The sequence below is a fragment of the Thauera sp. K11 genome (assembly GCF_002354895.1).
GTDB classification, from domain to species: domain Bacteria; phylum Pseudomonadota; class Gammaproteobacteria; order Burkholderiales; family Rhodocyclaceae; genus Thauera; species Thauera sinica.
In genome coordinates, this window is sequence record NZ_CP023439.1 from 3,881,880 (window position 1) to 3,908,432 (window position 26,553).

Consider the following 26,553-nt stretch of genomic DNA (forward strand, 5'->3'; position numbering starts at 1 on the left):
CCACGCCGTTTTCCGGCCCTCCCCGGGTCATCGGCCGGCGGTCAGTCCTCCGCCGGCTCCGATGGGTGCATACGGCGCCACAGTTCCGGCATCGCATCGGCGGCGCGCGTGCGCAGGTGGTGCGTCACGATGGGGCTGACGTCGGTCTCGCCCGGGTTGATCTCGATGCTGGGCACGCCGTTGCGATAGGCCCACACGACCGGCCCGGCGATGTAGGGAAAGACGCTGGTGGTGCCGATGGACACGACGAGGTCCAGCCCGCTGGCGAGGATGCCCTCCAGGCGCTCGATGCCGCGCGCGGGCAGTTCCTCGCCGAACAGCACGACGTTGGGCCGCATCATGCCGCCGCACACCGGGCACGACGGCGGGATCTGCATGCCGGCGAAATCGGGGATGCTGCGCGCGTGCGGGCATTCGGTGCAGCGCAGGCGGTGCACGCTGCCGTGGATCTCGATCAGGTTGCGCGAACCCGCGAGGTGATGGAGGCCGTCGACGTTCTGCGTCAGCACCCACACGCCCGGCTTTTCGCGCTCCAGCGCGGCGATGATGTGGTGCGCGATGTTGGGCCGCGCACCGCGGCAGTTCGCCTCGATCTCGGCGAGATACTTCCAGGTGATCCCGGGATGCGACGCCATCATCTGGCCGGACAGCGCCTGCTCGATGGTCAGCCCTTCGTCGGTGAGGCGCTCGTGGTAGAGGCCGCCGATGCCGCGGTAGGTCGGCAGGCCGGAGTCGGCCGAGATGCCGGCGCCGGTGATGAAGAGGATGCGCCGCGCATCGGCCAGCAACGCGGCGGCGGCATCGAGTTCGCGTTTCCGGTTCATGCGCGCGCCACCTCGACCAGGCAGTCGTAGAAGATCGGCCCGCCGCCCATGTCGGTGGAGGCGGACGACGTCACCGCGTTGGCGTTGTTGCCGTCGCCGGAGAGCTTCTGCCACCACACCGAGGGGCTCACCACCACGCCGCGCCGCACGTCGGTGGTGACCACCGCGCGCGCATGGAACTCGCCGCGGTCGTTGTGGATGCGCAGCCGCTCGCCGTCGGCGATGCCGCGCGCCGCCGCGTCCTCGGGGTGGATCTGCAGCTTCGGCCCGCCTTCCCCGTCGCGAAAGCGCGGCAGGTTGGCGAAGCTGGTGTTGAGGAAATTGCGCGCCGGCGGCGTGATCAGCGCCAGCGGATAGCGCGCCGCCAGCACCGGGTTGCTGACGGGCGACTCGGCCGGCGGGTGCCAGGCCGGCAGCGGGTCCAGCCCCATCCGGGCGAGCAGGCCGGAATGGAACTCGCACCTGCCCGAGGGCGTCGGGAAGCCGCCTTCGGCAAAGGGCGCGAACGGCTGCGGCAGGTTGAGCCGGGCCCAGCCGCGCTCGGCGAGCCGTGCCGGCGTCACGCCCAGCGCACGCTGGTCTCCTGGCCTGAACGCAGCCGCGGCGAGTTCGTCGTCCGATTCGAACAGCGCCGGCTCGGTGAAGCCCATGCGCGCGGCGAGCAGCCGGAACACCTCGGTGTTCGGCTTGGCTTCGCCCAGCGGCTCGATCGCCGGGTAGTTGGCGACCGCATACAGGTGGCCGTAGGTGCCATGCACGTCGCGATGCTCGAGCTGGCTGGTGGCCGGCAGCAAGATGTCGGCATAGTCGGCGGTATCGGTCTGGAACAGTTCGTGCACGACGCAGAACAGGTCCTCGCGCGCGAAGCCCGCCTTCACCCGGTTGCTGTCGGGTGCCACCGCGACGGGATTCGAGTTGTACACGTAGAGGGCGCGGATCGGCGGGTCGCGGGTCTCGAGCAGCGCATCGCCGATGAAGGCCATGTTGATCGTGCGCGGCGGCCGCGCATCCCGCGGATAGAGGTCCGGCCGCTGCAGCGCCTTGTGGTCGATCGGGAAATTGCCCGAGGTCGACAGCAGCGCGCCGCCGGCGGCATGGCGCCAGGCGCCGGTCAGCGCGGGCAGGCAGGCGATGTTGCGCACCGCCATGCCGCCGCCGGCGCAGCGGTTGAGGCCGTAGTTGAGGCGGATCAGCGCAGGGCTGGCGGTGCCGTATTCGCGCGCCAGGCTGCGGATCGTGTCCGCCGACAGGCCGGTCAGCGGCGCCGCCCATTCCGGGGTGCAGGCGCGCACGCGCCCGGCGAGCGCGGCGAAGCCGACGGTATGGCGAGCGATGTAGTCGTGGTCGAGCAGGTCGTCGACGATCAGCACCTGCATCATCGCCAGCGCCAGCGCGCCGTCGGTGCCCGGCCAGGGCGCGAGATGCACGTCGCACTTGGCGGCGGTCTCCGAACGGCGCGGATCGATGCAGACGAGCTTCGCGCCGCGGCGCCTGGCCTCCTGCAGGTGACGCCAGCCATGCAGGTTGGACACCACCGGGTTGCCACCCCAGATGAGGATCAGCCTCGCGCCGGCCACCGCCTCCGGGTCGGTGCCGATCGAGGCGCCCACCGTCGCCTTCCAGCCCAGGGCGCCGGCCGAGGCACAGATCGTGCGGTCGAGCAGCGACGCGCCCAGGCGATGGAAGAAACGCCGGTCCAGGCTCTCGCCCTGCACCAGCCCCATCGTGCCAGCATAGCTGTAGGGCAGGATCGCGCGCGGATCGTCGGCGGCGATCGCGCGGAACTTCGCCGCGATGGTGTCGAGCGCCTCGTCCCACGAGATGCGCTCGAACCGTCCCTCGCCCTTGCGCCCGACGCGCTTCATCGGGTAGCGCAGCCGCTGGTCCGAATACACGCGGTCGAGGTAGTGCGCGACCTTGGTGCACAGCGTGCCGTTGGTGAAGGGCATGTCGGACGCGCCGCGGATCTTCACCGCGCGCCCTTCGGCGACGGTGACCTCCATCGCGCAGGTGTCGGGGCAGTCGTGCGGACAGGCGGCGCGGACCACGGCGTGCGGTGCTTTGCTCATCGGTTCATCCCGCGGGTTTCGGGCCGGGGCCTGCGGCGCAGGACAGCCCCGGGGCCATGCGCGCGGGCGTGCGGCCGGCAACCGGCCGTCAGCGCCTCGGCGGCTGTGGAGAAGAGGAACGGGGAGCCGGCCGGGTGAGTTCGACATAGCGGCGCCTGTCCTCTTCGAAGCGGTTGCGTACCGCCTCGCGTTCGCGCACCTTCACGTCGATGACCATGCGCTGCGCGACGATCTCGCCATCGAGATTGCGGATGTCCTCGGCGATGTCCTGCCGCACGTGGCGCACATCGCTCGTCGCCGCCTCCTGGATCAGGTCGCGCTGGCGCTGCGTCAGGTCGGCTTCGCGCTGGCGCAGGGTTTCGATCGCCCGGTCGAGTTCGGCCAGCGCCCGGTCGCGCCGCATGTCGAGGTCGTCGAGGCTGCGGTAGGTCTCGAGCAGCGCACGGTCGATGCGCTGCTGCTTCAGCGCCTCGGCCTCCAGCAGGCGGCGGCGGCGCTGTTCCTCTTCCCGCTTCGCGGCCTCCTCCGCCGTCAGCGGTACCTGCACTTCGCGCCGCACCGTGCCCTGCGGGCTGAGTTCGCGGTACGCGCGCCCGTAGCAGGCACCCGGCAACACGTCGCCGCAGATCGGCTGGCCGCCCACCTCGCAGCAGAAGATGCTCTTGGTCACCTGCGCCGCGGCCGGCGATGCGCAGGCCAGCGGCACGAGCAGCGCGGCGGCAAAGGCGAGATCAGCGAGGCGACGTGATCCCATAGGTATTCCGGTAGCCCTTCACGGCATCGAGGTTCGCGGCAAGCTCGGGACTGTCCGCCAGGAAGGCGATCAGATCCTCCAGCGTCGCGACTGCGACCACGGGGATGCCGAAGGTCTCCGTCACCTCCTGCACCGCGGACAGCGTTCCGTTGCCGCGCTCCATGCGGTCCAGCGCGATCACGACGCCTGCGGGAACCGCACCGGCGGCACGGATGATCTCGACCGACTCGCGCACCGAGGTGCCGGCGGAGATGACGTCGTCGAGGATCAGCACGCGCCCGGCAAGCGGCGCACCGATCAGCGTGCCGCCCTCGCCGTGGTCCTTGGCTTCCTTGCGGTTGAAGGCGAACGGCAGGCTCGCTCCCTCCTCGGCCAGGCGGATGGCGGTACCCGCCACCAGCGGAATGCCCTTGTAGGCCGGGCCGAACAGCATGTCGCAGTCGATATCCGAGGCGCGGATGGCGCGGGCATAGTAGCCGCACAGCTCGCGAAACGAAGCGCCGTCGTCGAACAGCCCGGCGTTGAAGAAGTACGGCGAGCTGCGCCCCGCCTTGGTGATGAAGGTACCGAAGCGAAGGACGCCCTTGCGGCAGGCGAGTGAGATGAAATCCCGGCTAAAATCCACGGTTCAGGCTGCAGTGCAGCGAGGAATTGGAAACCCGTCCATGTTACGCATCATCTCCCTCAACCTCAACGGCGTCCGCTCGGCCACCACGAAGGGTTTTCTCGACTGGCTGCCGGCCCAGGACGCCGACATCGTCTGCCTGCAGGAACTGAAGGCGCAGGCGGCGGACATGAGCGATGCGATGCGCGCGCCGGCAGGCTACTCGGGCTGGTTCCACCATGCCGAGAAGAAGGGCTACAGCGGCGTGGGCATATACAGCAGGCATGCGCCCAACCGCGTCGTCGAGGGTCTGGGCATCGCCGACATCGATGCCGAGGGGCGCTATCTGCAGCTCGACTTCGGCCCGCTGTCGGTCGTGTCGCTGTACCTGCCGTCCGGCTCGAGTTCTGACGAGCGCCAGCAGATCAAGTTCGGCTTCATGGAACGCTTCGCGCCGCACCTGGCCGCGCTGCGCGCGAGCGGGCGCGAGGTGGTGATCTGCGGCGACTGGAACATCGCCCACCGCGAGATCGACCTCAAGAACTGGAAGAGCAACCAGACGAACTCCGGCTTCCTGCCCGAGGAGCGCGCCTGGCTGTCGGGCCTGTTCGACGACCAGGGCTGGATAGACGTGTATCGCCGCCTCCATCCGGACACGACCGGCGAGAGCTACACCTGGTGGTCCAACCGCGGCCAGGCGTGGGCGAAGAACGTGGGCTGGCGCATCGACTACCACCTCGCGACGCCGGGCATCGCCGGCACCGCGAAGTCGGCCGGCGTCTACAAGGAACAGCGCTTCAGCGACCACGCGCCGCTGACCGTCGACTACGACTGGCCGCTGTAGCGGCGGGCCGCTCAGCCCGGCCCCAGCCCCACCGGCGCCGGCGCGATGTTCACGATCTTCGAGAACAGTTGTTCGTACTCGCCCGCCGCCCCTTTCCACGGATTCTCGTTGGACAGGAAGGCGGCGTCGATCGCGGCCCAGTCCTCGCCGGTGAGATGCTTCTCGGCCAGCGGGAAGACCTCGTGCTCTTCCTTGTTCATGTGCTTCCACTCGGCCTCGACGTACTCGTCCACCGCCGCCTTGAAGGCCGCGAAACCCGCCTCGCCCGCCCGCTCGTACTGCAGCATCGCCGCCTCGAGCGCACGGATGCGCGCATCGCCGAGGCGGTGCTCGGCCTCCAGCGCCTCGATCGCCGGCAGCGCCTCGGCGCAGCGCTGGCGCAGCCGCGCGAACAGGTACTCGTCTTCCTTCGGGTGATGCACCTTTTCCGGCACCTTGTCGATGTACTCGATCATGGCGCGGAACAGCACGAAATCGGGCTTCATCCTGCCGGCCTCGATGCCTGCCACGATCTGGCGCAGGCCATGCATCATCGCCGCGATCGCACGGTGCTCGCCGTGAATGATGTTCAGTGATTTGTTCATGCCGATTCTCCTCAGTGCCCCACCCCGAGATGCTTCTGGATCAGTTCCGGGTCGGCCCGCACTTCGTCGCTGGTGCCGTCGAACACCACCTCGCCCTTGACCAGGATCATCGCCCGGTCGCAGATGCTGGTGACCGCCGCATGGTTCTTGTCCACGATCATCGTGGCGATCCCCGTCTTGCGGATCTCTTTCACGATACGCCAGATTTCCATCGCGATCAGCGGCGCCAGGCCCTCGGTGGCCTCGTCCAGGATCAGCAGATCCGGGTTGGTCATCAGCGCGCGGCCGATGGTGAGCATCTGCTGCTCGCCGCCCGACAGTTGCCAGCCACCGTTGTTGATGCGCTCGCCCAGCCGCGGAAAGGTCTCCATGACCCGCTCGAAGGTCCAGTTGCGCTGGCCATCGACACCGGCACGCGCCGACATCAGCAGGTTCTCGCGCACCGTCAGGCTCTTGAAGATGCCCCTCCCCTCCGGCACGTAGGCGATGCCCTGCTGGGCGGTGCGGTAGGTCGTCGCCCTGGTGTAGTCGTCGCCGCGGACCCGCACGATGCCGTGGCGCGGACGCACGATGCCGAGCATGCTCTTGATCAGCGTCGACTTGCCCATGCCGTTGCGCCCCATCAGCGCGATGCCCTCGCCCTGGCGGATGTGGAAGTCGATGCCGTGCAGGATGTGGCTGGCGCCGTAGTAGGTATGCAGTTCCTTCGCTTCTAGCAGCATGTTAGACATGGAAGCTGTCCTCCGTACCGAGATAGGCTTGCTGGACCGCCACGCTGGCCTTGATCTGCGCGGGCGGCCCGCATTCGAGCATCTGGCCGTTGACCATCACGGTGATGACGTCGGCCACCGCGAACACCGCATCCATGTCGTGTTCGACGAGCAGGATGCCGCGCGTCGTGCGCAGCCGCTTGAGCAGTTCGACCATCTTCGCCGACTCGTCCGAGCCCATGCCCGCCAGCGGCTCGTCGAGCAGCAGCACCTGCGCATCGGTGGCCAGCACCATGGCGATCTCGAGCTGGCGCTGTTCGCCGTGGCTCAGTACGCCGGACGCCCAGTCCACCCGCCCGCCGAGCCCAGCCTCCTCGATGCAGGCGCGCGCCTTCTCGAGCGCCCACTTCTGCTCCATTGCCTTGCTGAAGAGCCGCCACGGCTGCTGCTTGCGCGACTGCGCCGCCAGCCGCACGTTCTCGAGCACGGTAAACTGCGGAAAGATGTTGGTGCGCTGGTAGCTGCGCCCGATGCCCACCCGCGAGCGCTGCGCCGCCGACAGCCCGGTGATGTCCCGGCCCATGAAGTCGATGGTGCCTTCGCTCGGCGGCAGATCGCCCGACAGCATGTTGATGCAGGTCGACTTGCCCGCGCCGTTGGGGCCGAGCAGCACGTGGATCATGCCGCGCGCGATGCTCACGCTGACGTCCTGGTTGGCCACCAGCCCGCCGAAGCGGCGGGTGAGCTTGTTCGCCTGCAGCAGGATTTCGCCCGTCTTCGCCTCGTTCATTTGCCTTCCCCTCCCTGCAACGCCCGCCGGATGCGCCCCGGCACGCTGGACAGGCCGCCCGGCAGGAACAGCACGAGGGCGACGATCACCCCGCCCATCAGCAATTGCCAGTGCTCGGTCCAGCTTTCGAACACGCCCCGCATGCCCTCGAAGGCGAAGGCGCCGACGATGGCCCCCACGAGGTTGCCCATGCCGCCCAGGATCACCATCAGCAGCACGTTGCCCGATTCGTGCCACGACAGCAGCTCCGGGGTCACGAAGCCGAACAGCACGGCATACAGGAAGCCCGCCACCCCGCCGAGGGCGCCGGCCAGCGTGAAGGCTCCCAGCTTGTAGCGGAAGGTCAGGTAGCCCATCGACTGCATGCGGTGCTCGTTGCTCTTGATGCCCACCAGCACCCGCCCGAACTGCGACTGCAGCACCCGGCCGAGGAACAGGTAGACGAGCACCATCGTCACCAGGATGAAGTAATACTGGTGATGGCCATCGCCCAGATCGAACGGCTCCCAGCCGCCGATCGCCGCCGACGGCTTGACGTTGAGGTAGATGCCGTCCGAGCCGCCGCCCACCGGGGTGTCGTGGAACACGAAATACGCCATCTGCGCGAAGGCGAGCGTCACCATGATGAAGTAGATGCCCTTGGTCCGGAGCACGAAGAGGCCGATCACCAGGGCCGCCAGCGCGGACAGCCCGACGGCCGCCGGGAACAGGAGCCACAGGTTGGCCGCCTCGTACTTCGGGCTCAGCAACGCCGCCGCATAGGCTGCAATGCCGAAGTAGGCGGCATGGCCGAAGCTGACCAGGCCGGTGAAGCCCACCAGCAGGTCCAGGCTCATCGCGAAGATTGCCATCACCAGCATCTTCGCGATCATTTCGACGTAGAAGGACTCGCCCGTCAGCGGCACACAGGCCAGAGCCGCCAGCGCCACCAGCTTGAGAATCAGGGAAGCTTGCGTGTTCATGGTCTCAGCCCTTCTTCAGGATGCCTTCGGGACGCCACAGCAGCACCACGGCCATCACCAGGTACACCACCATGCCCGAGATCTCCGGCAGCAGCACCTTGCCGAAGGTGTCCGCAAAACCGACGATGAGCGCCGCCACCAGCGCCCCCCATACCGAACCGATGCCGCCGATCACCACGATCACGAAAGAGATGATCAGCACCTGGCTGCCCATGTTCGGGAACACCGACGAGATCGGCGCGGCCAGCATGCCGGCCAGCGCCGCCAGCGCCACGCCGAGCGCGAACACGACGCGATAGATCATGTTGATGTTGATGCCCAGCGCCTCGACCATGGTGCGGTCGTCATTGCCCGCACGGATCATCATGCCCAGCCGGGTACGCTGGATGACGATGTACAGCGCGACCGCCAGCACGATGCACACCACCGAGATCGCCAGCCGGTAGACCGGGTAGGTCATGACGTCGGTGAGCTGGATCGAAGCATCCAGGAAGGCGGGAATGTCCACGCCATGCACGTCGTTGTCCACCAGCAGGCTGCGCAGTTCCTCGAACACCAGGATCAGGCCATAGGTGAGCAGCACCTGCTGGAGGTGGTCACGCTTGTAAAGGTGCGAGAACAGTGCCCATTCGAGGAAGGCGCCGAAGATCAGCGCCAGCGGAATGCCGAGCACGACCGCCAGCACCAGGCTGCCGGTGGCGCTCGTCAGCACGAAGGCGAGGTAGGCGCCGATCATGTAGAAGCTGCCGTGCGCCAGGTTGATGATGCCCATGATGCCGAAGACGAGCGTCAGGCCGCTTGCCACGAGGAACAGCAGCAGGCCGTACTGCAAGGCGTTCAGCGTCTGGATCAGGAAGGTTGCGAAATCCATGACGAACTCCGACCCGGCCATCGCGCGACGTCGCCGGCCGGGGGCAGGATGGAAAGGAGTGGGCACGCAGGCGCCGCCGCGGCCGCGCGGCGGGCGCCAGGGCCCGCGACGCGGCCGCGGCTCGGCCTGTCTTTACATCTTGCAGCCGCGCGCCGGGTCCGAGAGCGCCTTGATCGGCGTGCCGATCATCTTGTTGGCGCTCCCCTCGGCCTGGCGCAGGTAGATGTCCTGCACCGGGTTGTGCGCCTTGGACAGCGTGAAGGCGCCGCGCGGGCTGTCGATCTTGGCGGCCTCCATGCCCTTGATGACCGCGTCCTGCTTGGACGGGTCGCCGCCGGCGGCGGCCAGGCCGGCCTGGTAGAGCTGGGCGGCATCGTAGCCCTGCACCGCATAGACGTCGGGCTGTATCTTGTACGCCTTGGCGTAGTTCAGCCGGAAGGCGGCGTCCTTCTTGTTGTCCAGCCCGTCGGCATAGTGCAGGGTGGTCAGCAGCCCCTTGCCGGCGTCGCCCATCGCCTCCAGCGTCCCGTCGGTCAGGAAGCCGGAGGCGTAGAGCGGAATCGACGCCTTGAGGCCGGCGGCCGAATAGTCGCGCGCGAACTTCGCCGCCCCGGCGCCGGCGAAGAACACGAACACTGCGTCGGGCTTGAGCGCGGCTATCTCGGTCAGGAAGGGCTGGAACTCGACGTTCGGGAACGGTAGCGTCATCTCCTTGACGACCTTGCCGCCCGCCTGCTCGAACGCTTCCTTGAAGCCCTCGATCGACTGCTGGCCCGCGGCATACTTCCAGGTGAGCGTCACCACCTTCTTGTGCCCCTTCTCCGCAGCCACCTTGCCCATCGCGTAGGCCGGCTGCCAGTTGGTGAAGGAGGTGCGGAACAGCGTCGGCGCACACAGGGGGCCGGTCAGTTCGTCCGCGCCGGCATTGGGCACGATCATCAGCGTCTTGTTGTCGCGGGCGACCTTGGCCATGGCGAGCGCCACGCCCGAGTGCACCGTGCCCACCAGCACATCGACCTTGTCGCGCTTGACCAGCTTGTTGGCGTTCTCGGTCGCCTTGGCCGGATCGGACTCGTCATCGACGGCGTAGTACTCCACCTCCCGCCCGCCCAGCTTGCCGCCGTTCTCGGTGACGAACTGCTTGAAGCCGTTGGTGATCGCCGCCCCCAGCGCGGCATAGGTGCCGGTCGACGGCAGCATCAGGCCGACCTTGATCTTGTCTTCGGCATGGGCGCTGCCGAACGCGGCACCGAGGGCCAGGGAAAGGGCCGTCACGCCGATGATGTGCTTGGTGGGCTGCATGAAATTGTCTCCTCGTTTCATTGAGCGATGGTCATTGGGTACGTCTGCAAAACCTGCATTCGGGCGGGCACGCTTCTGCGCGAGCGCTACTGCCGGCCCGGAATTTCGAGATTATCTAGTTATATCGTCAAATTACCAGTATTTATTCACGACGTCATCCGGGTTTTTCCCTAATCGCACCACGCAATTGCCCTGACCACGTCGCGGCGAGCGGGAATTGCCTTCCTGCGCCAATGAGGTTAGCGTTGACCCGGAACTCCCGTGCAGCTCAAACGTCATAAAACCCGATTATGGAGAATGTCATGAGTGAAACCGCCCATCCCTCCAGGGACAAGCTCGTCAGCGATCTGAAAGTGGTCGTCGCGGATGCCGAAGAACTTCTCAAGCTCACGGCCGGCCAGGCAGGCGAGAAACTGTCGGACGTGCGCACCCGCCTGGGAGATCGCCTCTCCGTGGCGAAGGAACGCATCGCCGACGCGGAGACGGCCCTGGTCGACCGCAGCAAGAAGGCCGCGCGCGCCACCGACGACTATGTACACGACCACCCCTGGCAGTCGGTGGGCGTCGCCGCGGGGGTCGCATTCCTGCTCGGCCTGCTGGCCGGCCGTCGTTGATCCGTCCGCACGTCATCGACATGCCTGCGGTTTTCCCGGGCGACACGACGCATGAGTGACGCACAACGGCCGCGCCTGGCGGACAGCCTCCACGGCATGCTCGACACCGGTCTGCACACGGTACAGACCCGGCTCGAACTGCTCGCGGTCGAGGTGCAGGAAGAAAAACTGCGCCTGGCCAGCCTGCTGTTCAACACGCTGCTGTCGGCGGTGCTGCTGGGCTTCGGTCTCGTGTTCGTGGCGATCTTCCTCACCGTCCTGTTCTGGGAGGAGCACCGGCTGCTCGCGCTCGGGCTTGCGTGTGCGGCATTCATCTGCGGCGGCCTGCTGACGGCGACGAATGCCGCGCGCGAACTCAGGCGCGGCAGCCGCCTGTTCGCCGCCAGCCTGGCCGAACTCGCCCGCGACCGCGACGCCGTCCGACGCAAGGAATGAACCCTCGCGCCCTCGAACTCGCGCTGCTCAAGCAACGCCTGCAGATGCGCGCCGAAGCCGAGCGCGACGAACTGCTGCGCCACCTGGCGACGGTGGATTCGGTGCTCGATGCCGCCGACCGGGTGCACGACCGCATCCGCGGCAGCCTGCGGTGGGCACGCGAACAGGCGCCACTGCTGTCGGTCGCTACGCTCGTGGTGCTGGCCGTGCGTCCACGCCAGACCTTCAGGCTGGCACGGCGCGCCTGGATCGGCTGGCTGCTGTGGCGCCGGTTGAAGGGCAAGGGCGGGGCGAGCCTCAAGCCGGCCGTCGCGTCGGTGCTGCTGCGGCTGCTCTCCCGGCTGCGCGCCGCGCTCGACGGCGGCGCGCCGGGAAAATGAGGCGCAGCGGCCATGCCCATCGATCTTGAAGAAATCGAACGCGCGCTCGCGGAGGCCGATTGCCTGGCCGACGCAGCCAGCGTCGAAGCCGCCCTCGACCGCATGGCGGACGAGATCACCGCCCGCCTCGCGGATGCGAACCCGGTCGTCTATACGGTGATGAACGGCGGCCTGATCCTGGCTGGCCGCATCCTGCCGCGGCTGCCGTTCCCGCTCGAAGTCGGCTATCTGCATGCGACCCGCTACGGCCACGCCCTGAAGGGCGCGCGGCTCGACTGGCGCGTACGCCCGACGCAGGACCTGCGCGGCCGCGCGGTACTGGTGCTCGACGACATTCTGGACGAAGGCCGCACCCTGGCCGCGATCATCGACTACCTGAAGGCCGAAGGCGCGCGCGCAGTCCTGTCCGCAGTGCTGGTGCACAAGGTGCACGAGCGCAAAGCCTATCCCGGCATGCGCGCCGACTTCACCGGGCTGGACATCGCAGACCGCTTCCTGTTCGGCTGCGGCATGGATTACAAGGGCTACTGGCGCAACGCGCCGGGCATCTATGCGGTAAAGGGCCTCTGAGGAGGGCACGACATGCTGGTCACCTTCAAATCCGCCGCCAGCGCCGACGTCATCATGTTCGGCGACGTGGCGAAGAAACTCATCGGCATCCTCGGCAAGGACCCGGACGACGGCCAGGGCATCGTCACCGTCGAACAGTTGCCGGCGGCCATCGCCGGCCTGCGCGCGGCCATCGAGGCAGATCGCGCCCGGCAGGCCGCACGCGCCGATGCCGACGAGGCGGCCGATCGCGAGGCCGGGCGCACCGGCATGGCCGCGCCGGTCGGCCTCGCGCAGCGCGGCTGGCCGCTGCTCGACATGCTCGAAGCAGCGCAGAAGGAAGGCGTCCCGGTCATCTGGGGCGAGTAGGGGGCTGGCCGGGACTCCCGGGACGGGGCCGCAGGACAGCGGCAGGCGCACCGGGCACTGCGGCGCGCCCCGCCTGCCGCCGCGGGATAGCGGATCGCCGTCCTCGCAACGACGCCCGGCCTGCCGCGCCGACTCCCGGCTCTATCCGGTCGGTCGCGCCAGGCCCGCCGCGGAGCCTGCGCTTCCCGGCCCGCGCCGCCCCGCCCCTACTCCGCATCGGGCTGGCCGGCCGGCGCCGCCTTGCGGAACGCCTCCAGCGCCTCGCAGCGCCCGGCAATGCGTGCGACGGTGGGGCAGGACTCGAGGCTGCAGTCGAAGCGGCGCGCATTGAACACCTGCGGCACCAGGCAGCAGTCGGCCAGCGTCGGCGTGTCGCCGTGGCAGAACGCGCCGGTGCGCGGATCGTCCGCGAGCATCGCTTCCACCGCCTCCAGCCCGGTCATCACCCAATGCCGGTACCAGGCGTTCTTCTGCCCCTCGTCCGCTCCCAGTTCGCGCTGAAGGTACTGCAGCACGCGCAGGTTGTTGATGGGATGGATGTCGCACGCGATCGCCTGCGCGATCGCGCGGAGGCGCGCCCGGTCGGCCGGCGATCCCGGCAGCAGCGCGGGCTGCGGATGGGTCTCGTCCAGGTATTCGATGATGGCCATCGACTGCGTCAGCACCCGGCCATCCGCCTCGAGAGCCGGCACCAGGCCGGCGGGATTCACCGCGCGATAATCCGGCAGATGCTGCTCGCCCCCGGCGCGCGCCAGGTGGACCGGCACCGCGTCGTAGGCGATGCCCTTCAGGTTCAGCGCGATGCGCACGCGGTATGCAGCCGAACTGCGGAAGTAGGTGTAGAGCCTCATCGGCATGTCCCCTGGAAACGATCCCTCGAATCGAACACATCCACCGCGGATCCCGGCCCCGGCCGTTCGATATCCGTGCCCTCTACGCGCGGACGCGCCCGCGGGCCCGGGCCCGGGCCATCATTTTACTGCGGCGGGCCGGATCGCGGCCGGTCAGGCGCCAGGCGCAGCGACACGGTTCTCTATGGTGCCGAAGACGTTGCGGCCGTCGCGATCGAACATCTCGACGCGCACGACGTCGCCGTTGCGCATGAAGGGCGTCGCCGGCCTGCCCTGCTCGATCGTCTCGTAGGTGCGGACCTCCGCGAGGCAGCAGTAGCCGACGCCGCCGTGCTCGATCGACGAGCCCCACAGGTCGCCCTGCTTGTTCGACACCGTGCCGGAGCCGACGATGGAGCCGGCTTCCAGTTCGCGCGTCCTGGCGACGTGGGCGACGAGCTGGCCGAAGTCGAAGGTCATGTCCTCGCCGGCCTCGGGGCGGCCGAACAGCCTGCCGTTGAGATGCACCACCAGCGGCAGATGCACCTTGGCGTCCCGCCACGCGCCGCCGAGTTCGTCGGGCGTCACCGCAACCGGGCTGAAAGCGCTCGCCGGCTTGCTCTGGAAGAAGCCGAAACCCTTCGCCAGTTCGTTGGGAATCAGGTTGCGCAGGCTGACGTCGTTGACCAGCATCACCAGCCGGATCGCCTTCGCCGCCTCCTCGGGCGTGGCGCCCATCGGCACGTCGCCGGTCACCACCGCGACCTCGGCCTCGAAATCGATGCCCCAGCTCTCGTCGGCCGCCACCGCGTCGCGCGGGCCGATGAAGCTGTCCGAGCCGCCCTGGTACATCAGCGGGTCGGTGTAGAAGGACGGCGGCATCTCGGCATTGCGCGCCTTGCGCACCAGTTCCACGTGGTTGATGTAGGCCGAGCCGTCGGCCCACTGGTAGGCGCGCGGCAGCGGCGAGTGGCAGGCCGCCTCGTCGAAGGGCAGGGAATCCACCGCGCCGCTGTTGAGCGCTTCATACACCTGGCGAAGCCGGGTCTCGCAGTCGGCCCAGTTGTCGAGCGCGGCCTGCAGCGTGTTGGCGATGGCGGGCACCGCGCGGCAGCGGGCGAGATCGCGGCTGACGACGACCAGGGTGCCGTCGCGGCCGCCTTGCTTGAGGGTGGCAAGTTTCACTTGAACATCTCCTTGTAGCTGCCGTCGTGCATCCAGGCCGCGTGCTTCGGGGCCTTCTTGGTCTGCGCCCATTCTTCAAGCATGTCCCACTTGACCTTGTCGAGCGCCTCGAGCATGCCCGGGAGGTGCGTGTTGCAGGCCAGTTCGAGCCGGTGGCCGTTGGGGTCGAAGAAGTAGATCGACTGGAACAGCGCGTGGTCGGTCGGACCGACGACCTCGATGCCGGCGGTCTGCAGGCGCGCCTGGGCGGCGAGCAGCGTCTCCATGGAATCGACCTGTAGCGCCAGATGCTGGGTCCACGCCGGGGTGTTCTCGTCGCGGCCCATCGGCTTGCGCGTGGGCAGCTCGAAGAAGGCCAGCACGTTGCCCATGCCGGCATCGAGGAAGATGTGCATGTAGGGGTCGGGCTCACCGGTGGACGGCACGGCGTCCTCGGCGATCGACAGCACCAGCTTCATGCCGAGGTGCTTCTCGTACCAGCGCGCGGTCTCCAGCGCATCCTTGCAGCGGTATGCCACGTGGTGGATCTTTTGCACGATTGAGCCCATTGCAGTCTCCTCTCCTTGTATTTGCGGTGATTGCGCGCGCCGCGGCGCCAATCACGTCCGTATCCGATGCGGTGCAACGGAATTACAGTTCAAAAGCTTCTATCATTCAAACGGCTTTTTCAGATCCACTTATCGGATGATCCGATGAATATCACGCTACGCCAGTTGCGCGCCTTCATCGCGGTGGCCCGCACCGGCAGCTTCACCCTCGCCGCGGAAAGCCTGTTCGTCACCCAGTCCGCGCTGAGCGGCCTGATCAAGGAACTGGAGCAGTCGCTCGGCGTGCGCCTGTTCGACCGCAGCACGCGGCGCATCCAGTTGTCGGACGTGGGGCGCGGCATCTATCCGCTGATCGACAAGATCCTGCTCGATCTCGACGGCGTGCTGGACGAAGTCGCCAACCTGAAGGCGCTGAAGACGGGCGTGGTGCGGGTCGCCGCGCCGCAGTTGATGGCATGCACGCTGCTGCCGGAAGTGATCGCCGCCTTCGGCAGGGACTTTCCCAACGTGCAGATCCGGCTGATCGACTGCGCGGTGGAAAGCGTGGCCTCGCGCGTATTCTCGGGCGAAGTGGATTTCGGCGTCGGCCCCGAGCGCGACCCGAACTCCGACATCGACGCCACACCGCTCTTCGAGTTGCCCTTCCACGCCGTGTTTCCCCCCGGCCACGCGCTGGCCGCACTCGAGCGCGTGCACTGGGCCGACCTCGTCGACTACCCGCTGATCACGCTGCAGGGACAGTTCACCGAACGCCTGTCGGTCGACCTGCACAATGCGATGCGGGAACTCGATCTCGACCCCAGCACCGTCGTGACCTTCATGTCCACCGCGCTCAGCATGGTCGCCGCCGGCCTCGGCGTGACCATCTGCATCCCCTATGCCGCCTCGCTGGTGCGCCTGCACCGGCTGGAGATGCGGCCGCTGATCGCGCCGGAGATCACCCGCCGCTTCTACGTGTTCACCCGCAACGGGCGGTCGCTGACGCCGGCGGCGGAAAGCCTCAGGGCCTGTCTGTTCCGCCATGTCCGCGAGCACGGGGACTGCGGCCGCTGACGGCGGGCCGCCGCCACTGAAAGCCGGTCTTGGCGGTGCAATTAGCGGCGTCGCCCAAGAACCGCCAAAGCGAACGCGTGCCGCGTCTGACGGTAGAAACGCTGCCGTGGCGGATGCACCTGTCCGGCACCGCCATCGGCGCTGCGGCGCCCGCCCGGCATCGCACCGGCTACAGATCCGCGGCGAAGCCGCAGGGCGGCCCCGACATCCGCAGGATTCCCGTCGGGAACCATCCGATGTTCGAGGATCTTGAAGGGCTTCCAGTGGAAACGCGGCTAGCGGCGTATTGGAGTCGTGTCGGATGATCCGAGCAGAAAAGCGGGAGTACTTTCCTTCCACCAGTTTCCGACGAATCCGGTCAGCACGGGAATCATCAATGCGGCAATGAGGAAAGCATGCCATGGACCGCCTGCGAGGAATCCGGCAAGAGGCGCGGTCATGTCCGGCGGGACCATGGCCTGCAGCAAAGAGCCGATGCCGATGAGCAGGTGGCGAATGGCGACGAATGCGAGGAGCAGGGCAGACAGCCGGAAGGCGGCGAGCAACGATCTGCGCGTGGCGATCGATCTGAACGCTCCGACAAGAATCACGAGCATCGACAAGGCCAGTCCGAGCGCGGAAAGGCTGGCGACGGAGCACGGGTCGACCTGTACGCCCCTCAGGAAAACCATCACTTCGAGCGCTTCGCGGAAGGTGACGAGGAAGGCAATGCCGATGACGGCCGGCCCCCGGGCGAGTCGATGCAGCCATGTGTCGACCGCGTCTTCCACATGGCCATACAGGCTGTTGGCCGAAGCGTAGGTGGAGGTCGCGGTCCAGAGCACGCTCAGGCTGAACGCAATCGAAACGAGTGCGTTGAGTCGGACATCGAGCGCAATCCGGGTCAGCGCCGACATCAGGAGGACGCCGGCAATGGCGCCCAGCACGGCACTCCAGACGATGGGGCTGGCGGTGATCCTTCTATCCGTCTCCCACGCCATGAGGCGCAATGAGGCGATGACGAGCAGCGCTTCGGCCAGCTCGCGCGATATGACGATGAAGATGTCCAGCATGGTGTCCCTATGGTGTCGCCGCGACAGGCAGATACATGGCCGGTAGATGGGCCGGCACCGAAGCCGATACGGCACCGGATCCGTGCCGCGATGACGTTCGCTCGCGGGTGGCAAGGCCGGGGCCGGAACGCCGGCACCGTCGGGGCGAGCCACGAATGAGATCCATTCTCAGTGGCGAGCGAATCTAGAGCCCGGAAGTCGCATTGTCAATAACCACTTCGCGGCGGCGCGTGCCAAACGGAGCGCCATCGAGGCGATCCGCCCGCCGGAAGCGCGCCACACCGGCGATTGCCATTGCACGGCCGGATCCGGTCTTGGCACAGTCAAGGGTAGTTCGTGCGAAGTAGACAACCAAAGTACGAATAGTAGTCGTTGACAGTACTACTTTTCGATGGATAGACTGAGTAAATGCGAATCAATCCTATTTGTGGCTCGCATATATCCCGACCTCCATAACTCAGCGTCCTGTCTATCTTCCAAATGAAACCTGACCTTCAGTCCGCGGTGATCGCTCCGCCGCGCCCCGCTCTGCTCCCGCTGGCCGCGGCCCTGCCGATGGTATTGGCAACGCTTGGTTCGACGGCCCCAGTGGAGGTGCACGCGCAATCGGTCGAACCGGTGCTGCCCGCCGTAGTCGTGACCGCCGGCGATCAACGCGACACGGGCTACAACGCCCGCGCAACCAGTACCGCCACGCGCACGGACACCCCCCTGCGCGACACGCCGCAGTCGATCAGCGTGGTGACAGCCGCGGAGATGCGCGACCGCTCCGTGCAGAACATTGCGGAAGCGGTGCGCTACGTCCCCGGCGTGAGCTTCGCGCAGGGCGAAGGCAACCGCGAGACGCCCATCATTCGCGGCATCAGCAGTACCGGCGACTTCTTCATCGACGGCATTCGCGACGACGTGCAGTACTACCGCGATCTGTACAACATCGAGGCCGTCGAGGTGTTCCGGGGGCCGAATGCCATGATCTTCGGACGCGGGGCTACGGGCGGCCTGATCAACCGCATCGGCAAGCAGGCCAACTGGCAGCCGCTGTACGGTGCGTCGCTGACCCTGGGCTCCCACGACAACCGCCGCGTCACCGCCGACATCAACCAGCCCATCAACGATGTGGCGGCCGTGCGCATCACGGGGATGTACGAGAACTCCGACAGCTATCGCGATGGCGTGACGCTCGAGCGCTCGGGCATCAACCCCACCCTGTCGTGGCGCCCGTCCTCCAAGACGCTCGTCACTGCCGGGTACGAACACTTCAAGGACGACCGTATCGCGGACCGCGGCATCAGTTCCTACCGCGGCGCGCCGGTCGGCACCGACCGTTCGACCTTCTTCGGCAATGCCAAGGGCAGCCCGACGGGGACGGAACTCGACGCAGTCAGCGCTTCGATCGAGCACCAGTTCGACAACGGACTGGTGCTGCGCAACCGCACGCGCTGGTCCACGCAGGACAAGTTCTACCAGAACGTCTTTCCCGGCGCCGTGAATGCCGCCGGCACCAGGGTTGCGATCAGCGCGTACAACAACGCGACGAGCCGCGACAGCCTGTTCAACCAGACCGACGTCATCGCCGACTTCCAGACCGGGCCGGTGCGGCACAAGCTGCTGGTGGGCATGGAGCTGGGCAAGCAGGACACCACCAACTTCCGCAAGACCGGCTACTTCCCCGGCAACGTCACCAGCGTGAACGTGCCGCTTTCGGACCCGACGACGAATCTGCCCGTGACCTATCGCCAGTCCGCCTCCGATGCCGACAATTCGAGCAAATCGACGGTCTCGGCGTTGTACGTGCAGGACCAGCTCGAACTCACGCCGCAATTCTTCGTCATCGGCGGCCTGCGCTACGACCGCTTCGAAGTCGACTTCCGCAACAATCGCAACGGCCAGACGATCAATGCGGACGATCATCTGATGTCGCCCCGGGTTGGCGTGATCTACAAGCCGGTGCCGGCCGCTTCGATCTATGCCAATTACAGCATTGCCTACCAGCCGCGCGCAGGGGACCAGCTCTCCTCGCTCAGCGTGACCAACGCGACGCTGAAGCCGGAGAAGTTCAAGAACTACGAAGTCGGCGTGAAGTGGGACATGGCGTCCAACCTGACGGGTTCGCTGGCGCTGTACCAACTGGATCGCACCAACGTCATCGTGCTGGACCCGACCGACCCGACCAACACCCGGACGATGCTCGCCGACGGGCAGCGCTCCAAGGGCATCGAGATCGGACTGGCCGGCAACCTGACTTCGGCGTGGAGCGTCTCGGGCGGCTACTCGTATGTCGATGCCAAGATGCTCGCAGACACGTCCGCCACCATCCGCGACGGGGCCGAACTGGGGCAGGTGCCGAGCCACACCTTCACGCTGTGGAACCGCTACGACTTCTCGCCGATGTGGGGCGCGGGTGTCGGCGTGATCCACCGCACGAAGATGCTCGCATCGACCGAACAGGTCGCGACTGCGAGCAACGCGTATCCGAACGTCACCTTGCCCGGTTATACGCGGGTCGACGCTGCGGTCTTCCTGACCCTCAGCAAGTCGCTCAGCGCACAACTGAACGTCGAGAACCTGTTTGACAAGAAGTACTACATCAACGCCAACAGCAACACCAACATCACGCCGGGCGCGCCGCGCACCTTCCGCGTGTCGCTGAACGCGGCATTCTGATCTTCCGCCGGCACTTCTGCCTTCGCGGAAAACCGCGAAGGCATTTCCTTTTGATCCTTCCGGACATGACCGAGATTTCCGAACGCTTTCGCGATAGCGGACTGGCGGTGACGAACTGTCGCCTCTGGATCATGGAGTCGCTGATCGCGGCGCCCGGCATGCGCTCCACCGTCGAATCGCTGTTCGAAGCACTCAGACACCGCGGCCGCCGTCTCAGCCTGTCGACGGTCTATGCCGCCCTGCGCGTGATGGAGGCCCATCACCTGGTGGGGCGCGATCTGGACGGCAAGAAAATCATATATTGGGTGCCCTGTACGGCGGCTGCCGGCACGCTTCGTTTCATCTGCCGCTACTGCAAGGCCGAGACGACGATTCACGAGCGGACGCTCCATGAAGCGCTGTACCGGTCCGCAGCCGAGCATGGCGTGGCCATCGGCCCCAATGCCCCGACCCTGCTGATAACCTGCCAGCAATGCGCAGACAGGCGGCCAGGCGTTCATAAGGAGCGACGGCCGCCGCTGCCGTCGCGGTGAACGCCGGGACTTGCCAATCCATGAAATGGAGCACGTTCTTTTTCGGGGGACTTGATTCGGCAGCGAGGTGACGCTACAAGATTGCCGGCCTGCGATGCGACTGGAGAGACACACTTGGCTGGAATGAATGATCAGGAGATCCTCGAAGTCGTCGATCGTGCGATCAACGACTTTACCGGGAACCTGAACGACCTCGGCAGCGCCATCGGCATGCTCATGCTCGGCCGCCGATACGGCTGGCGCGTCGTGCTGCTCATTCATAGTCCGAGCACGGTGCGCAAATACGTCAAGATCCTCGGGCTGCGGAATCTGCGGGACGCACTGCCCGAAGTGGGGGAACTGGCCCATCGCTCCAACGCCTGGAAGTTGATCGACGGCACCGCCAACTTCTGGAAGGTCGTGCGCGGCCAGATCAGCGGCGTGCGCAGCGCCATCGTCGAGCGCAGCAACAATCGCTAGCCTCCGCCGGACCGGGGTACCGGCCCCTGCGCGCCCGGCCAGCGGAGATCGGGAAACGTGCCCAAGGGAAGGATCGCCCTGCGCCGGCAGGAGTGCGCCCATGCCGGGACGCACGAACGCGACGGCCCCTTCGCGGGGCCGTCGCCGATGGCTGCCGCTGGCGGCGGGATGCGGCGCGGAGGCAGCCGCCCGCGCCGCGCGGTCTCTCAGCCCGCGCCGGCCACGCCTTCGCGCGCGACCCGCATCGCCTCGCGCAGCACCGGGATGTCGCCGATGTGGTTGGCGAGCAGCAGGATGAGCCGCGCGTTCACCATCGCGCTCTGCTCGTCGCTGAGGTCGCGGTGGGTTTCGATCAGCGCCTCGTAGAAGTCGTCGCCGGGGCTGAAGGCGCGGAAATAGCGCTTGCCGGGTTCGGAGAGGTTGGGTTGCGTGTTCAGGGGCATGGCGGTCTCCGTCAGGCGTTGCAGGTCGCACGCGCCACCGCGGCACGCAGCTTGGCGATGTCGAGGTTGCGCCAGCGCGCGGCCACGTGCTGGTCGGGGCGCAGCAGGTAGGTGGTGCCCGGCTGCAGGTCGTAGCGCTCGCGGACGCGGCCCTTCGCGTCGATCAGGGTCCTGAGCCCGCCCGGCGCGGTGCCGCGCGCGGCGACGACGACGGCCTCGACCGGGACCGCCGCATCGGCGAGCCCGGCCAGCGCGTGGACGGTACCGGCATCCAGCGCCGCGGCATCCTCGGCGTAGTACAGCGCCTGGAAGCGGCTGCCGACGCCGCCGAGCAGCCATTGCGTGCCGTCGGCCGCCTCGACCGGCGCATCGTCCATCGGCGCGCCGGGGATCATGTTGCCGGCGAAACGCTCGCCGTCGGCGGTGTTCAGGCGCGAGTCGGCAAGGAAGCTGGGCACCGACAGCCGCCCGGAATTGACCAGCGCGCGTGCGAACGGATAGTGCTCGGCCAGGTCCAGCACCGCGTTGCGGAAGGTCTTGCTGACCATGCTCTTGGGCGTGATGAAGTCGGTCGAGCGGGTCGAGTTCATGATGTTCTCGTCCGCCGCGTAGCCGCGCTCCTCGGTGTAGGTGTCGAGCAGCGCGGCCGGCGCCTTGCCGTCCATCACCAGCTTGAGCTTCCACATCAGGTTGTCGGTGTCCTGGATGCCCGAGTTGGCGCCGCGCGCGCCGAAGGGCGACACCTGGTGCGCCGAGTCGCCGGCGAACAGCACGCGGCCGTGGTTGAAGCGGTTCATGCGCCGGCACTGGAAGGTGTAGACGCTGACCCATTCCAGCTCGAATTCCCTTTCATCCCCGAGCATCGCCTTGATGCGCGGGATGACGTTCTCAGGTTTCTTCTCCTCTTCCGGATCGGCCTGCCAGCCGAGCTGGAAGTCGATGCGCCAGACGTTGTCGGCCTGGCGGTGCAGCAGCACCGACTGGTTGGGATGGAAGGGCGGGTCGAACCAGAACCAGCGCTCGGTGGGGTATTCGGCCTTCATCACCACGTCGGCGATGAGGAAGCGGTCCATGAAGATCTTGCCTTCGATGTCCAGCCCCAGCATGGTGCGGATCGGGCTGCGCGCGCCGTCGGCCACGACCAGCCAGTCGGCGGCGAGCGTGTATGCGCCGTCGGGCGTCTCGACGCGCAGCGTGACCCCGTCGTCGCCGGGCGTGACCGCGATGACGTTGCTGCGGAAGCGCATCTCCAGGTTCGGCAACCGGCGCGCCCGCTTCACCAGGTAGTCCTCGAGGTAGTACTGCTGCAGGTTGATCATGCCCGGGCGATGGTGGTCGGGCTCCGGGCAGAGATCGAAGCTGAACACTTCCTCCTCGCGGAAGAAGGTGCGGCCGACGTTCCACGACACGCCCTTCCGCACCATTTCCTCGCCGCAGCCGAGGCGGTCGAGCACTTCGAGCGCGCGCTTGGCGTAGCACACGCCGCGCGAGCCGATCGACACCGTATCGTCGTTGTCGAGCAGCAGCACGCGCTGGCCCTGCTGCGCGAGGTCGATCGCGGCGGCCAGGCCCACCGGGCCGGCGCCGACGATCACCACCGGGTAGCGCCCGTCCCGCCCCTCGGCGATCTCGGGCGGGCGGACGTATTCGAACTTCGGGTACTGGAACGTGCTGAGCACGGCTGTCTCCTCCTGGATGTTGCTGCCTGTCCGGCCGGGCCTCTGCTGGGCGCCTGACCGGGGTGAAGTCCCTCGGCGGGCTCCTTGCGCCTTATTCCTGCAGTGCGTGCCACATCTGGCGGTCACGCTCGGCCGTCCAGATGCGCGGGTCGCGGATGCCGCTGGCTTCGTCGTGGGCGCGGGTGACGTCGAACGGCAGGCAGTGCTCGTAGATGAAGACCTGGCCGAACTTCGGGTCCATGTTGGCGCGGGTGTGCGCCATCGTCGCCTTCAGGTCCATGCCCTGCGCCACCGCCTCCTGCGCGCTGCGGTACAGCGTGGAGACGAAGTCGCGGGTGTAGGCCAGGCCCGCCTTCACGCGCCCGGGCGTGGTCAGCGCCGGGCCGCGGCCGGGCACGAGCTTGTCGAATTCCATCGCCGCCAGGTTGTCCAGCGTCTGCGGCCAGTCGGCCAGGTAGGCGTCGCCGGTGTAACAGGCGGCGTCGGCCTCGACCAGGTCACCCGAGAAGCAGATGTTCTGCGACGGCAGATAGACGATGGTGTCGCCCTTGGTGTGGCCGTGGCCCAGTTGCCTGATCTTCACTTCCAGCTTGCCCAGCCACAGCGTCATCTCGCCGCTGAAGGTCAGCGTCGGCCAGGTCAGGCCCGGCACGCTCTCCACCGCCTGGAACAGGCGCGGGAAGCGGCCGATCTCGGAATCCATGTCCTGCTGGCCGCGCTCGACGATGAGGTCGTAGGTGTCCCGGCTGGCGATGATCTGCTGCAGCCCTTCGTCCTTGTAGCCCGAGGCGCCGAGCACGCGCACCGCGTGGTAGTGCGTCAGCACCACGTACTTGATCGGCTTGTCGGTGATCTCGCGCACCTTGGCGATCACGCCCTGCGCGGCCACCGGCGTGGCGGTGGCGTCGATGATCATCACCGAGTCGTCGCCGATGATCACGCCGGTGTTGGGATCGCCCTCGGCGGTGTAGGCGTAGGCGTTGTCGGACAGTTTTTCCCAGTTGATCTTCTTTTCTTCGAGGTCGGCCTGCGAGGCGAATTGCTTGGTGCTCATGGGTTCTCCTTTGGCACTCCGGGGTGGATGCTGCGAATCCTAGACATTTGTTCGTTTATGGTCAATTTATTTTTTATTATCTAATTTTGAACAGCCGGACAGCCGCTCCGGTGCGGACTTCTGCACCGGAACATTGCTGCTAACATCACCCGCCGTGGAGGAACGGACATGCAGGAAGACGAAACGGCAGGCGGCGAACCCAGGCGCGGACGCGGACGCCCGCGCGGCAGCGCGACGGCGCCCGGCCCCGCCACCGGCGAGGCCGCAGAAGTGCGGGACGACGCCCAGCGCCCCGGCGAACGCGGCGACCGCCGCGGCATCCAGTCCATCGAGGTGGGCGGCCTGCTGCTGCAGGCGCTGGTGCGCAACGGCGCGCCGATGATGCTGAAGGACCTCGCGCGCGAAGCCGGCATGCCACCCGCGAAGGCGCATCCCTACCTGGTGAGCTTCGGCAAGCTCGGCCTCATCGAGCAGGACGCCCTTACCGGCCGCTACGGCCTGGGGCCGTTCTCGCTGCAGATGGGCCTCACCGCGCTGCACGCGCTCGACCCGCTGAAGGCGGCGATGCCCGAGGTCGCCCGCCTGGCCGACGACATCCAGCTCAACGTCGCCATCGCGGTATGGGGCAACATGGGCCCGACGGTGGTGCACATCGAGGAATGCAACAAGCAGATCCACGTCAACATGCGTCCCGGCACGGTGATGGTGCCGCTGATGCGCTCGGCCACCGGCCGCTGCTTCGCCGCCTTCCTGCCCGACCGCGTCGTGCGGCCGCTGCTGCAGGACGAACTCGCCCGCCTCGCCGCGGAATCCGGCCAGCCCCCGGCCGAAGACACCGAAGCGGCCATCGCCGAAGTCCGCCGCCACCGCCTCGCGCGCGCGCTCGGCTACCCCATCCCCGGCATCAACGCCTTCTCCGCGCCGGTCTTCAACGACAGCGGCAAGCTGACGCTGGCCATCACCGCCATGGGCCCGGCCGGCACCTTCGACACCGGCTGGGACGGCAACACCGCCCGCCTCGTCAAGGCATGCGCCGAGGCGATCGCGCGGCGGCTGGGGAATACGGAATCGATGCGCTGAGCGGAATCCATGCGCCGGGGCGGGCGGCCCGGCGCATCCCGGCAGTTCCCCGCGGTCGCGCGTCGTGCCTTCACGGCGCGCTGCGCCGCCGCACCCACTCCGCCGTCACGTCCGCCATCGCCGGACACCCGATCAGCCCCAGCGTGCGCTCCATCTCGCTGCGCAGTATTCCGATGGCGCGGGCGGCGCCGGCCTTGCCGGCGGCGGCGAGGCCATACAGCGTGGCGCGGCCCGACATGGCCGCATCGGCGCCGAGCGCGCGGGCCTTGACGAAGTCGCTGCCGCGGCGCAGGCCGCTGTCGACGATGACGGTCATGTCCGGGCCGACGGCGGCGCGGATGGCAGGCAGCATCTCGACCGGCGCCGGACAGGTGTCGAGCTGGCGGCCGCCGTGGTTGCTGACGACGATGCCGTCGGCGCCGGCCTCCTTCGCGCGCAGGGCGTCCTCGGGCAGCAGGATGCCCTTGATCAGCAGCTTGCGCGGCCACAGGTCGCGCAGCCAGCCGATGTCGCGCCAGCTCAGGGTGAGATCCATCTGCGCCGACAGGAAGGCGGCGGCGTTGCGCGCGCTGTCCATGCCCGGCGGCAGGAAGTCGCCCAGGTTGCTAAAGCGCGGCATGCCGTGCGGCACCAGCACGTCGGCGATCCAGCGCGGATGCAGCGCGGCGTCGAGCAGGTTGCGCGCATCGAGCTTCATCGGCGCACGGTAGTTGCGGCGGTCCCACGCGCGGTTGCCGAACACCGTCGCATCGGTGGTGAGCACGATGGCCTCCGAGCCGGCGCGTTCGGCGCGCCGCACCACGCCGGCGAGGTTGGCGCGGTCCTTGAACGGGTAGATCTGCATCCAGTGGCGCACGCCGGTAGCGACGATCTCTTCCAGCGCGACGGTGGACACCATGCTCTGGCACATCGGGATGCCGGCGTCGCGCGCGGCCTCCGCCAGCAGGCGGTCGCCCTCGCGCGCCAGCAGGCCGTTGAAGCCGGTGGGGGCGATGAGCGCGGGCATGGCGATGCGTTCGCCGAACAAGGTGCAGCCCAACTCGCGCGCGGAAACGTCGACCAGGGTGCGCGGCAGCAGGTCGATGCCGTCGAAGGCCGCGCGGTTGCGCGCCAGGCCGAGTTCGTCGTCGGCCCCGCCCTCGAGGTATTCGAAGCAGAAATTGGGCACGCGCCGCGCCGCCATCGCGCGCAAGTCCGCGATGTCCTGGGCGCGGACGGCATCGCGCCCGCGGTAGAGTCTGCGCCTGAGCATTTTCCGGGTTCCGTTTCGGCTCTCGTTCCGGGGCTTCATCGGGCGCCGGATGCCGGGCGC

At 67.6% G+C, this 26,553-nt stretch carries 30 protein-coding genes; 12 read left to right on the plus strand and 18 right to left on the minus strand.

Translation table 11 applies throughout. The features are described 5' to 3' along the window. Positions 1 to 41 precede the first annotated feature (41 nt). The 4 genes from CCZ27_RS16955 to pyrE all read right to left on the minus strand — a co-directional run bounded on the left by CCZ27_RS16955 (position 42) and on the right by pyrE (position 4,272). The gene (locus CCZ27_RS16955) at positions 42 to 824 is read right to left on the minus strand and encodes an NAD-dependent deacylase (RefSeq protein ID WP_096450139.1); all 783 of its coding nucleotides are present in this window, start codon (positions 822 to 824) and stop codon (positions 42 to 44) included. Further along, positions 821 to 2,893 (minus strand): molybdopterin-containing oxidoreductase family protein, encoded by a 2,073-nt coding sequence (locus tag CCZ27_RS16960; RefSeq protein WP_096450141.1) that lies wholly within the window; start codon positions 2,891 to 2,893, stop codon positions 821 to 823. Before CCZ27_RS16960 ends, CCZ27_RS16955 begins: the two co-directional genes overlap by 4 nt. Before the next feature lie 88 nt (positions 2,894 to 2,981). Next, entirely contained in the window at positions 2,982 to 3,647 is a 666-nt protein-coding gene (locus CCZ27_RS16965; protein ID WP_096450143.1) for a hypothetical protein, read from the minus strand. Then, positions 3,625 to 4,272: an orotate phosphoribosyltransferase gene (pyrE, locus tag CCZ27_RS16970; RefSeq protein WP_096450145.1), complete on the minus strand. Its 648-nt coding sequence runs from the start codon at positions 4,270 to 4,272 to the stop codon at positions 3,625 to 3,627. Before pyrE ends, CCZ27_RS16965 begins: the two co-directional genes overlap by 23 nt. A 40-nt stretch (positions 4,273 to 4,312) precedes the next feature. Between pyrE and CCZ27_RS16975 the strand changes: the two genes are divergently transcribed. Continuing rightward, a complete protein-coding gene (locus CCZ27_RS16975; protein WP_096450147.1) occupies positions 4,313 to 5,095 on the plus strand; it encodes an exodeoxyribonuclease III in 783 nt (260 codons plus the stop codon). Between the two features lie 11 nt (positions 5,096 to 5,106). On the opposite strand, the gene CCZ27_RS16980 is transcribed toward CCZ27_RS16975, so the two are convergent. The 6 genes from CCZ27_RS16980 to CCZ27_RS17005 all read right to left on the minus strand — a co-directional run bounded on the left by CCZ27_RS16980 (position 5,107) and on the right by CCZ27_RS17005 (position 10,314). Beyond that, a complete protein-coding gene (locus tag CCZ27_RS16980) occupies positions 5,107 to 5,679 on the minus strand; it encodes a hemerythrin domain-containing protein (RefSeq protein ID WP_096450149.1) in 573 nt (190 codons plus the stop codon). 11 nt (positions 5,680 to 5,690) lie between these two features. Further along, positions 5,691 to 6,410 carry an ABC transporter ATP-binding protein gene (locus CCZ27_RS16985; RefSeq protein ID WP_096450151.1) on the minus strand — a complete coding sequence of 240 codons (720 nt, stop codon included), beginning with the start codon at positions 6,408 to 6,410 and terminating at the stop codon, positions 5,691 to 5,693. Beyond that, entirely contained in the window at positions 6,403 to 7,179 is a 777-nt protein-coding gene (locus tag CCZ27_RS16990; protein WP_096450153.1) for an ABC transporter ATP-binding protein, read from the minus strand. The genes CCZ27_RS16985 and CCZ27_RS16990 overlap by 8 nt, the downstream gene beginning before the upstream one ends. Then, positions 7,176 to 8,141 (minus strand): branched-chain amino acid ABC transporter permease, encoded by a 966-nt coding sequence (locus CCZ27_RS16995; protein WP_096450155.1) that lies wholly within the window; start codon positions 8,139 to 8,141, stop codon positions 7,176 to 7,178. Before CCZ27_RS16995 ends, CCZ27_RS16990 begins: the two co-directional genes overlap by 4 nt. Before the next feature lie 4 nt (positions 8,142 to 8,145). Beyond that, complete coding sequence (locus CCZ27_RS17000) at positions 8,146 to 9,012, minus strand: branched-chain amino acid ABC transporter permease (protein WP_096452718.1); 867 nt, start codon at positions 9,010 to 9,012, stop codon at positions 8,146 to 8,148. Positions 9,013 to 9,144: 132 nt separating this feature from the next. Then, complete coding sequence (locus tag CCZ27_RS17005; protein ID WP_096450157.1) at positions 9,145 to 10,314, minus strand: ABC transporter substrate-binding protein; 1,170 nt, start codon at positions 10,312 to 10,314, stop codon at positions 9,145 to 9,147. 302 nt (positions 10,315 to 10,616) lie between these two features. Between CCZ27_RS17005 and CCZ27_RS17010 the strand changes: the two genes are divergently transcribed. Genes CCZ27_RS17010 through CCZ27_RS17030 form a run of 5 tightly spaced genes read left to right on the plus strand, consistent with a single transcriptional unit; the run spans position 10,617 to position 12,661 of the window. Further along, positions 10,617 to 10,928, plus strand: coding sequence for an ElaB/YgaM/YqjD family protein (locus CCZ27_RS17010; RefSeq protein ID WP_096450159.1), 312 nt, complete (start codon positions 10,617 to 10,619; stop codon positions 10,926 to 10,928). A gap of 51 nt (positions 10,929 to 10,979) precedes the next feature. Then, positions 10,980 to 11,363 (plus strand): phage holin family protein, encoded by a 384-nt coding sequence (locus CCZ27_RS17015; protein ID WP_096450161.1) that lies wholly within the window; start codon positions 10,980 to 10,982, stop codon positions 11,361 to 11,363. Then, complete coding sequence (locus tag CCZ27_RS17020; RefSeq protein ID WP_096450163.1) at positions 11,360 to 11,743, plus strand: YqjK-like family protein; 384 nt, start codon at positions 11,360 to 11,362, stop codon at positions 11,741 to 11,743. The genes CCZ27_RS17015 and CCZ27_RS17020 overlap by 4 nt, the downstream gene beginning before the upstream one ends. 12 nt (positions 11,744 to 11,755) lie before the next feature. Continuing rightward, a complete protein-coding gene (locus CCZ27_RS17025) occupies positions 11,756 to 12,313 on the plus strand; it encodes a hypoxanthine-guanine phosphoribosyltransferase (protein WP_096450165.1) in 558 nt (185 codons plus the stop codon). A 12-nt stretch (positions 12,314 to 12,325) separates the two neighbouring features. Then, positions 12,326 to 12,661, plus strand: a complete 336-nt coding sequence (locus tag CCZ27_RS17030) for a DUF1840 domain-containing protein (protein WP_096450167.1) — start codon at positions 12,326 to 12,328, stop codon at positions 12,659 to 12,661. 206 nt (positions 12,662 to 12,867) lie between these two features. On the opposite strand, the gene maiA is transcribed toward CCZ27_RS17030, so the two are convergent. The 3 genes from maiA to CCZ27_RS17045 all read right to left on the minus strand — a co-directional run bounded on the left by maiA (position 12,868) and on the right by CCZ27_RS17045 (position 15,224). Next, positions 12,868 to 13,512, minus strand: a complete 645-nt coding sequence (maiA, locus tag CCZ27_RS17035; RefSeq protein ID WP_096452720.1) for a maleylacetoacetate isomerase — start codon at positions 13,510 to 13,512, stop codon at positions 12,868 to 12,870. Between the two features lie 153 nt (positions 13,513 to 13,665). Continuing rightward, positions 13,666 to 14,676, minus strand: a complete 1,011-nt coding sequence (locus CCZ27_RS17040) for a fumarylacetoacetate hydrolase family protein (protein ID WP_096450169.1) — start codon at positions 14,674 to 14,676, stop codon at positions 13,666 to 13,668. Continuing rightward, positions 14,673 to 15,224 carry a VOC family protein gene (locus CCZ27_RS17045; RefSeq protein ID WP_096450171.1) on the minus strand — a complete coding sequence of 184 codons (552 nt, stop codon included), beginning with the start codon at positions 15,222 to 15,224 and terminating at the stop codon, positions 14,673 to 14,675. The genes CCZ27_RS17040 and CCZ27_RS17045 overlap by 4 nt, the downstream gene beginning before the upstream one ends. A 144-nt stretch (positions 15,225 to 15,368) precedes the next feature. On the opposite strand from CCZ27_RS17045, the gene CCZ27_RS17050 reads away from it, so the two are divergent. Together CCZ27_RS17050 and CCZ27_RS23640 are read left to right on the plus strand one after the other, a co-directional pair. Next, on the plus strand, positions 15,369 to 16,277 hold the full coding sequence (locus CCZ27_RS17050; protein ID WP_096450173.1) for a LysR family transcriptional regulator: 909 nt from the start codon (positions 15,369 to 15,371) through the stop codon (positions 16,275 to 16,277). A gap of 29 nt (positions 16,278 to 16,306) precedes the next feature. Then, positions 16,307 to 16,582, plus strand: coding sequence for a hypothetical protein (locus CCZ27_RS23640; protein ID WP_157748616.1), 276 nt, complete (start codon positions 16,307 to 16,309; stop codon positions 16,580 to 16,582). Here the strand turns inward: CCZ27_RS23640 and CCZ27_RS17055 are convergent. Then, positions 16,553 to 17,329, minus strand: a complete 777-nt coding sequence (locus tag CCZ27_RS17055; protein WP_096450175.1) for an FTR1 family protein — start codon at positions 17,327 to 17,329, stop codon at positions 16,553 to 16,555. The two genes, CCZ27_RS23640 and CCZ27_RS17055, sit on opposite strands and share 30 nt — an antisense overlap. A gap of 594 nt (positions 17,330 to 17,923) precedes the next feature. On the opposite strand from CCZ27_RS17055, the gene CCZ27_RS17060 reads away from it, so the two are divergent. The 3 genes from CCZ27_RS17060 to CCZ27_RS17070 all read left to right on the plus strand — a co-directional run bounded on the left by CCZ27_RS17060 (position 17,924) and on the right by CCZ27_RS17070 (position 20,985). After that, complete coding sequence (locus CCZ27_RS17060; RefSeq protein WP_198363162.1) at positions 17,924 to 19,993, plus strand: TonB-dependent receptor; 2,070 nt, start codon at positions 17,924 to 17,926, stop codon at positions 19,991 to 19,993. A gap of 65 nt (positions 19,994 to 20,058) precedes the next feature. Then, entirely contained in the window at positions 20,059 to 20,526 is a 468-nt protein-coding gene (locus CCZ27_RS17065; RefSeq protein ID WP_096450180.1) for a transcriptional repressor, read from the plus strand. 114 nt (positions 20,527 to 20,640) lie between these two features. Then, complete coding sequence (locus tag CCZ27_RS17070) at positions 20,641 to 20,985, plus strand: hypothetical protein (protein ID WP_198363163.1); 345 nt, start codon at positions 20,641 to 20,643, stop codon at positions 20,983 to 20,985. A gap of 206 nt (positions 20,986 to 21,191) precedes the next feature. On the opposite strand, the gene CCZ27_RS17075 is transcribed toward CCZ27_RS17070, so the two are convergent. The 3 genes from CCZ27_RS17075 to CCZ27_RS17085 all read right to left on the minus strand — a co-directional run bounded on the left by CCZ27_RS17075 (position 21,192) and on the right by CCZ27_RS17085 (position 24,161). Beyond that, positions 21,192 to 21,428 (minus strand): DUF2783 domain-containing protein, encoded by a 237-nt coding sequence (locus CCZ27_RS17075; RefSeq protein ID WP_096450183.1) that lies wholly within the window; start codon positions 21,426 to 21,428, stop codon positions 21,192 to 21,194. Positions 21,429 to 21,439: 11 nt separating this feature from the next. Further along, positions 21,440 to 23,107, minus strand: coding sequence for an FAD-dependent oxidoreductase (locus CCZ27_RS17080; protein ID WP_096450185.1), 1,668 nt, complete (start codon positions 23,105 to 23,107; stop codon positions 21,440 to 21,442). 91 nt (positions 23,108 to 23,198) lie between these two features. Next, positions 23,199 to 24,161, minus strand: a complete 963-nt coding sequence (locus tag CCZ27_RS17085; protein ID WP_096450187.1) for an MBL fold metallo-hydrolase — start codon at positions 24,159 to 24,161, stop codon at positions 23,199 to 23,201. 168 nt (positions 24,162 to 24,329) lie between these two features. Between CCZ27_RS17085 and CCZ27_RS17090 the strand changes: the two genes are divergently transcribed. Continuing rightward, positions 24,330 to 25,241 (plus strand): IclR family transcriptional regulator, encoded by a 912-nt coding sequence (locus CCZ27_RS17090; RefSeq protein WP_096450189.1) that lies wholly within the window; start codon positions 24,330 to 24,332, stop codon positions 25,239 to 25,241. A 70-nt stretch (positions 25,242 to 25,311) separates the two neighbouring features. Here CCZ27_RS17090 and CCZ27_RS17095 read toward each other — a convergent pair whose 3' ends face one another. After that, on the minus strand, positions 25,312 to 26,493 hold the full coding sequence (locus tag CCZ27_RS17095; protein ID WP_232516450.1) for an alpha-hydroxy acid oxidase: 1,182 nt from the start codon (positions 26,491 to 26,493) through the stop codon (positions 25,312 to 25,314). Positions 26,494 to 26,553 lie beyond the last annotated feature (60 nt).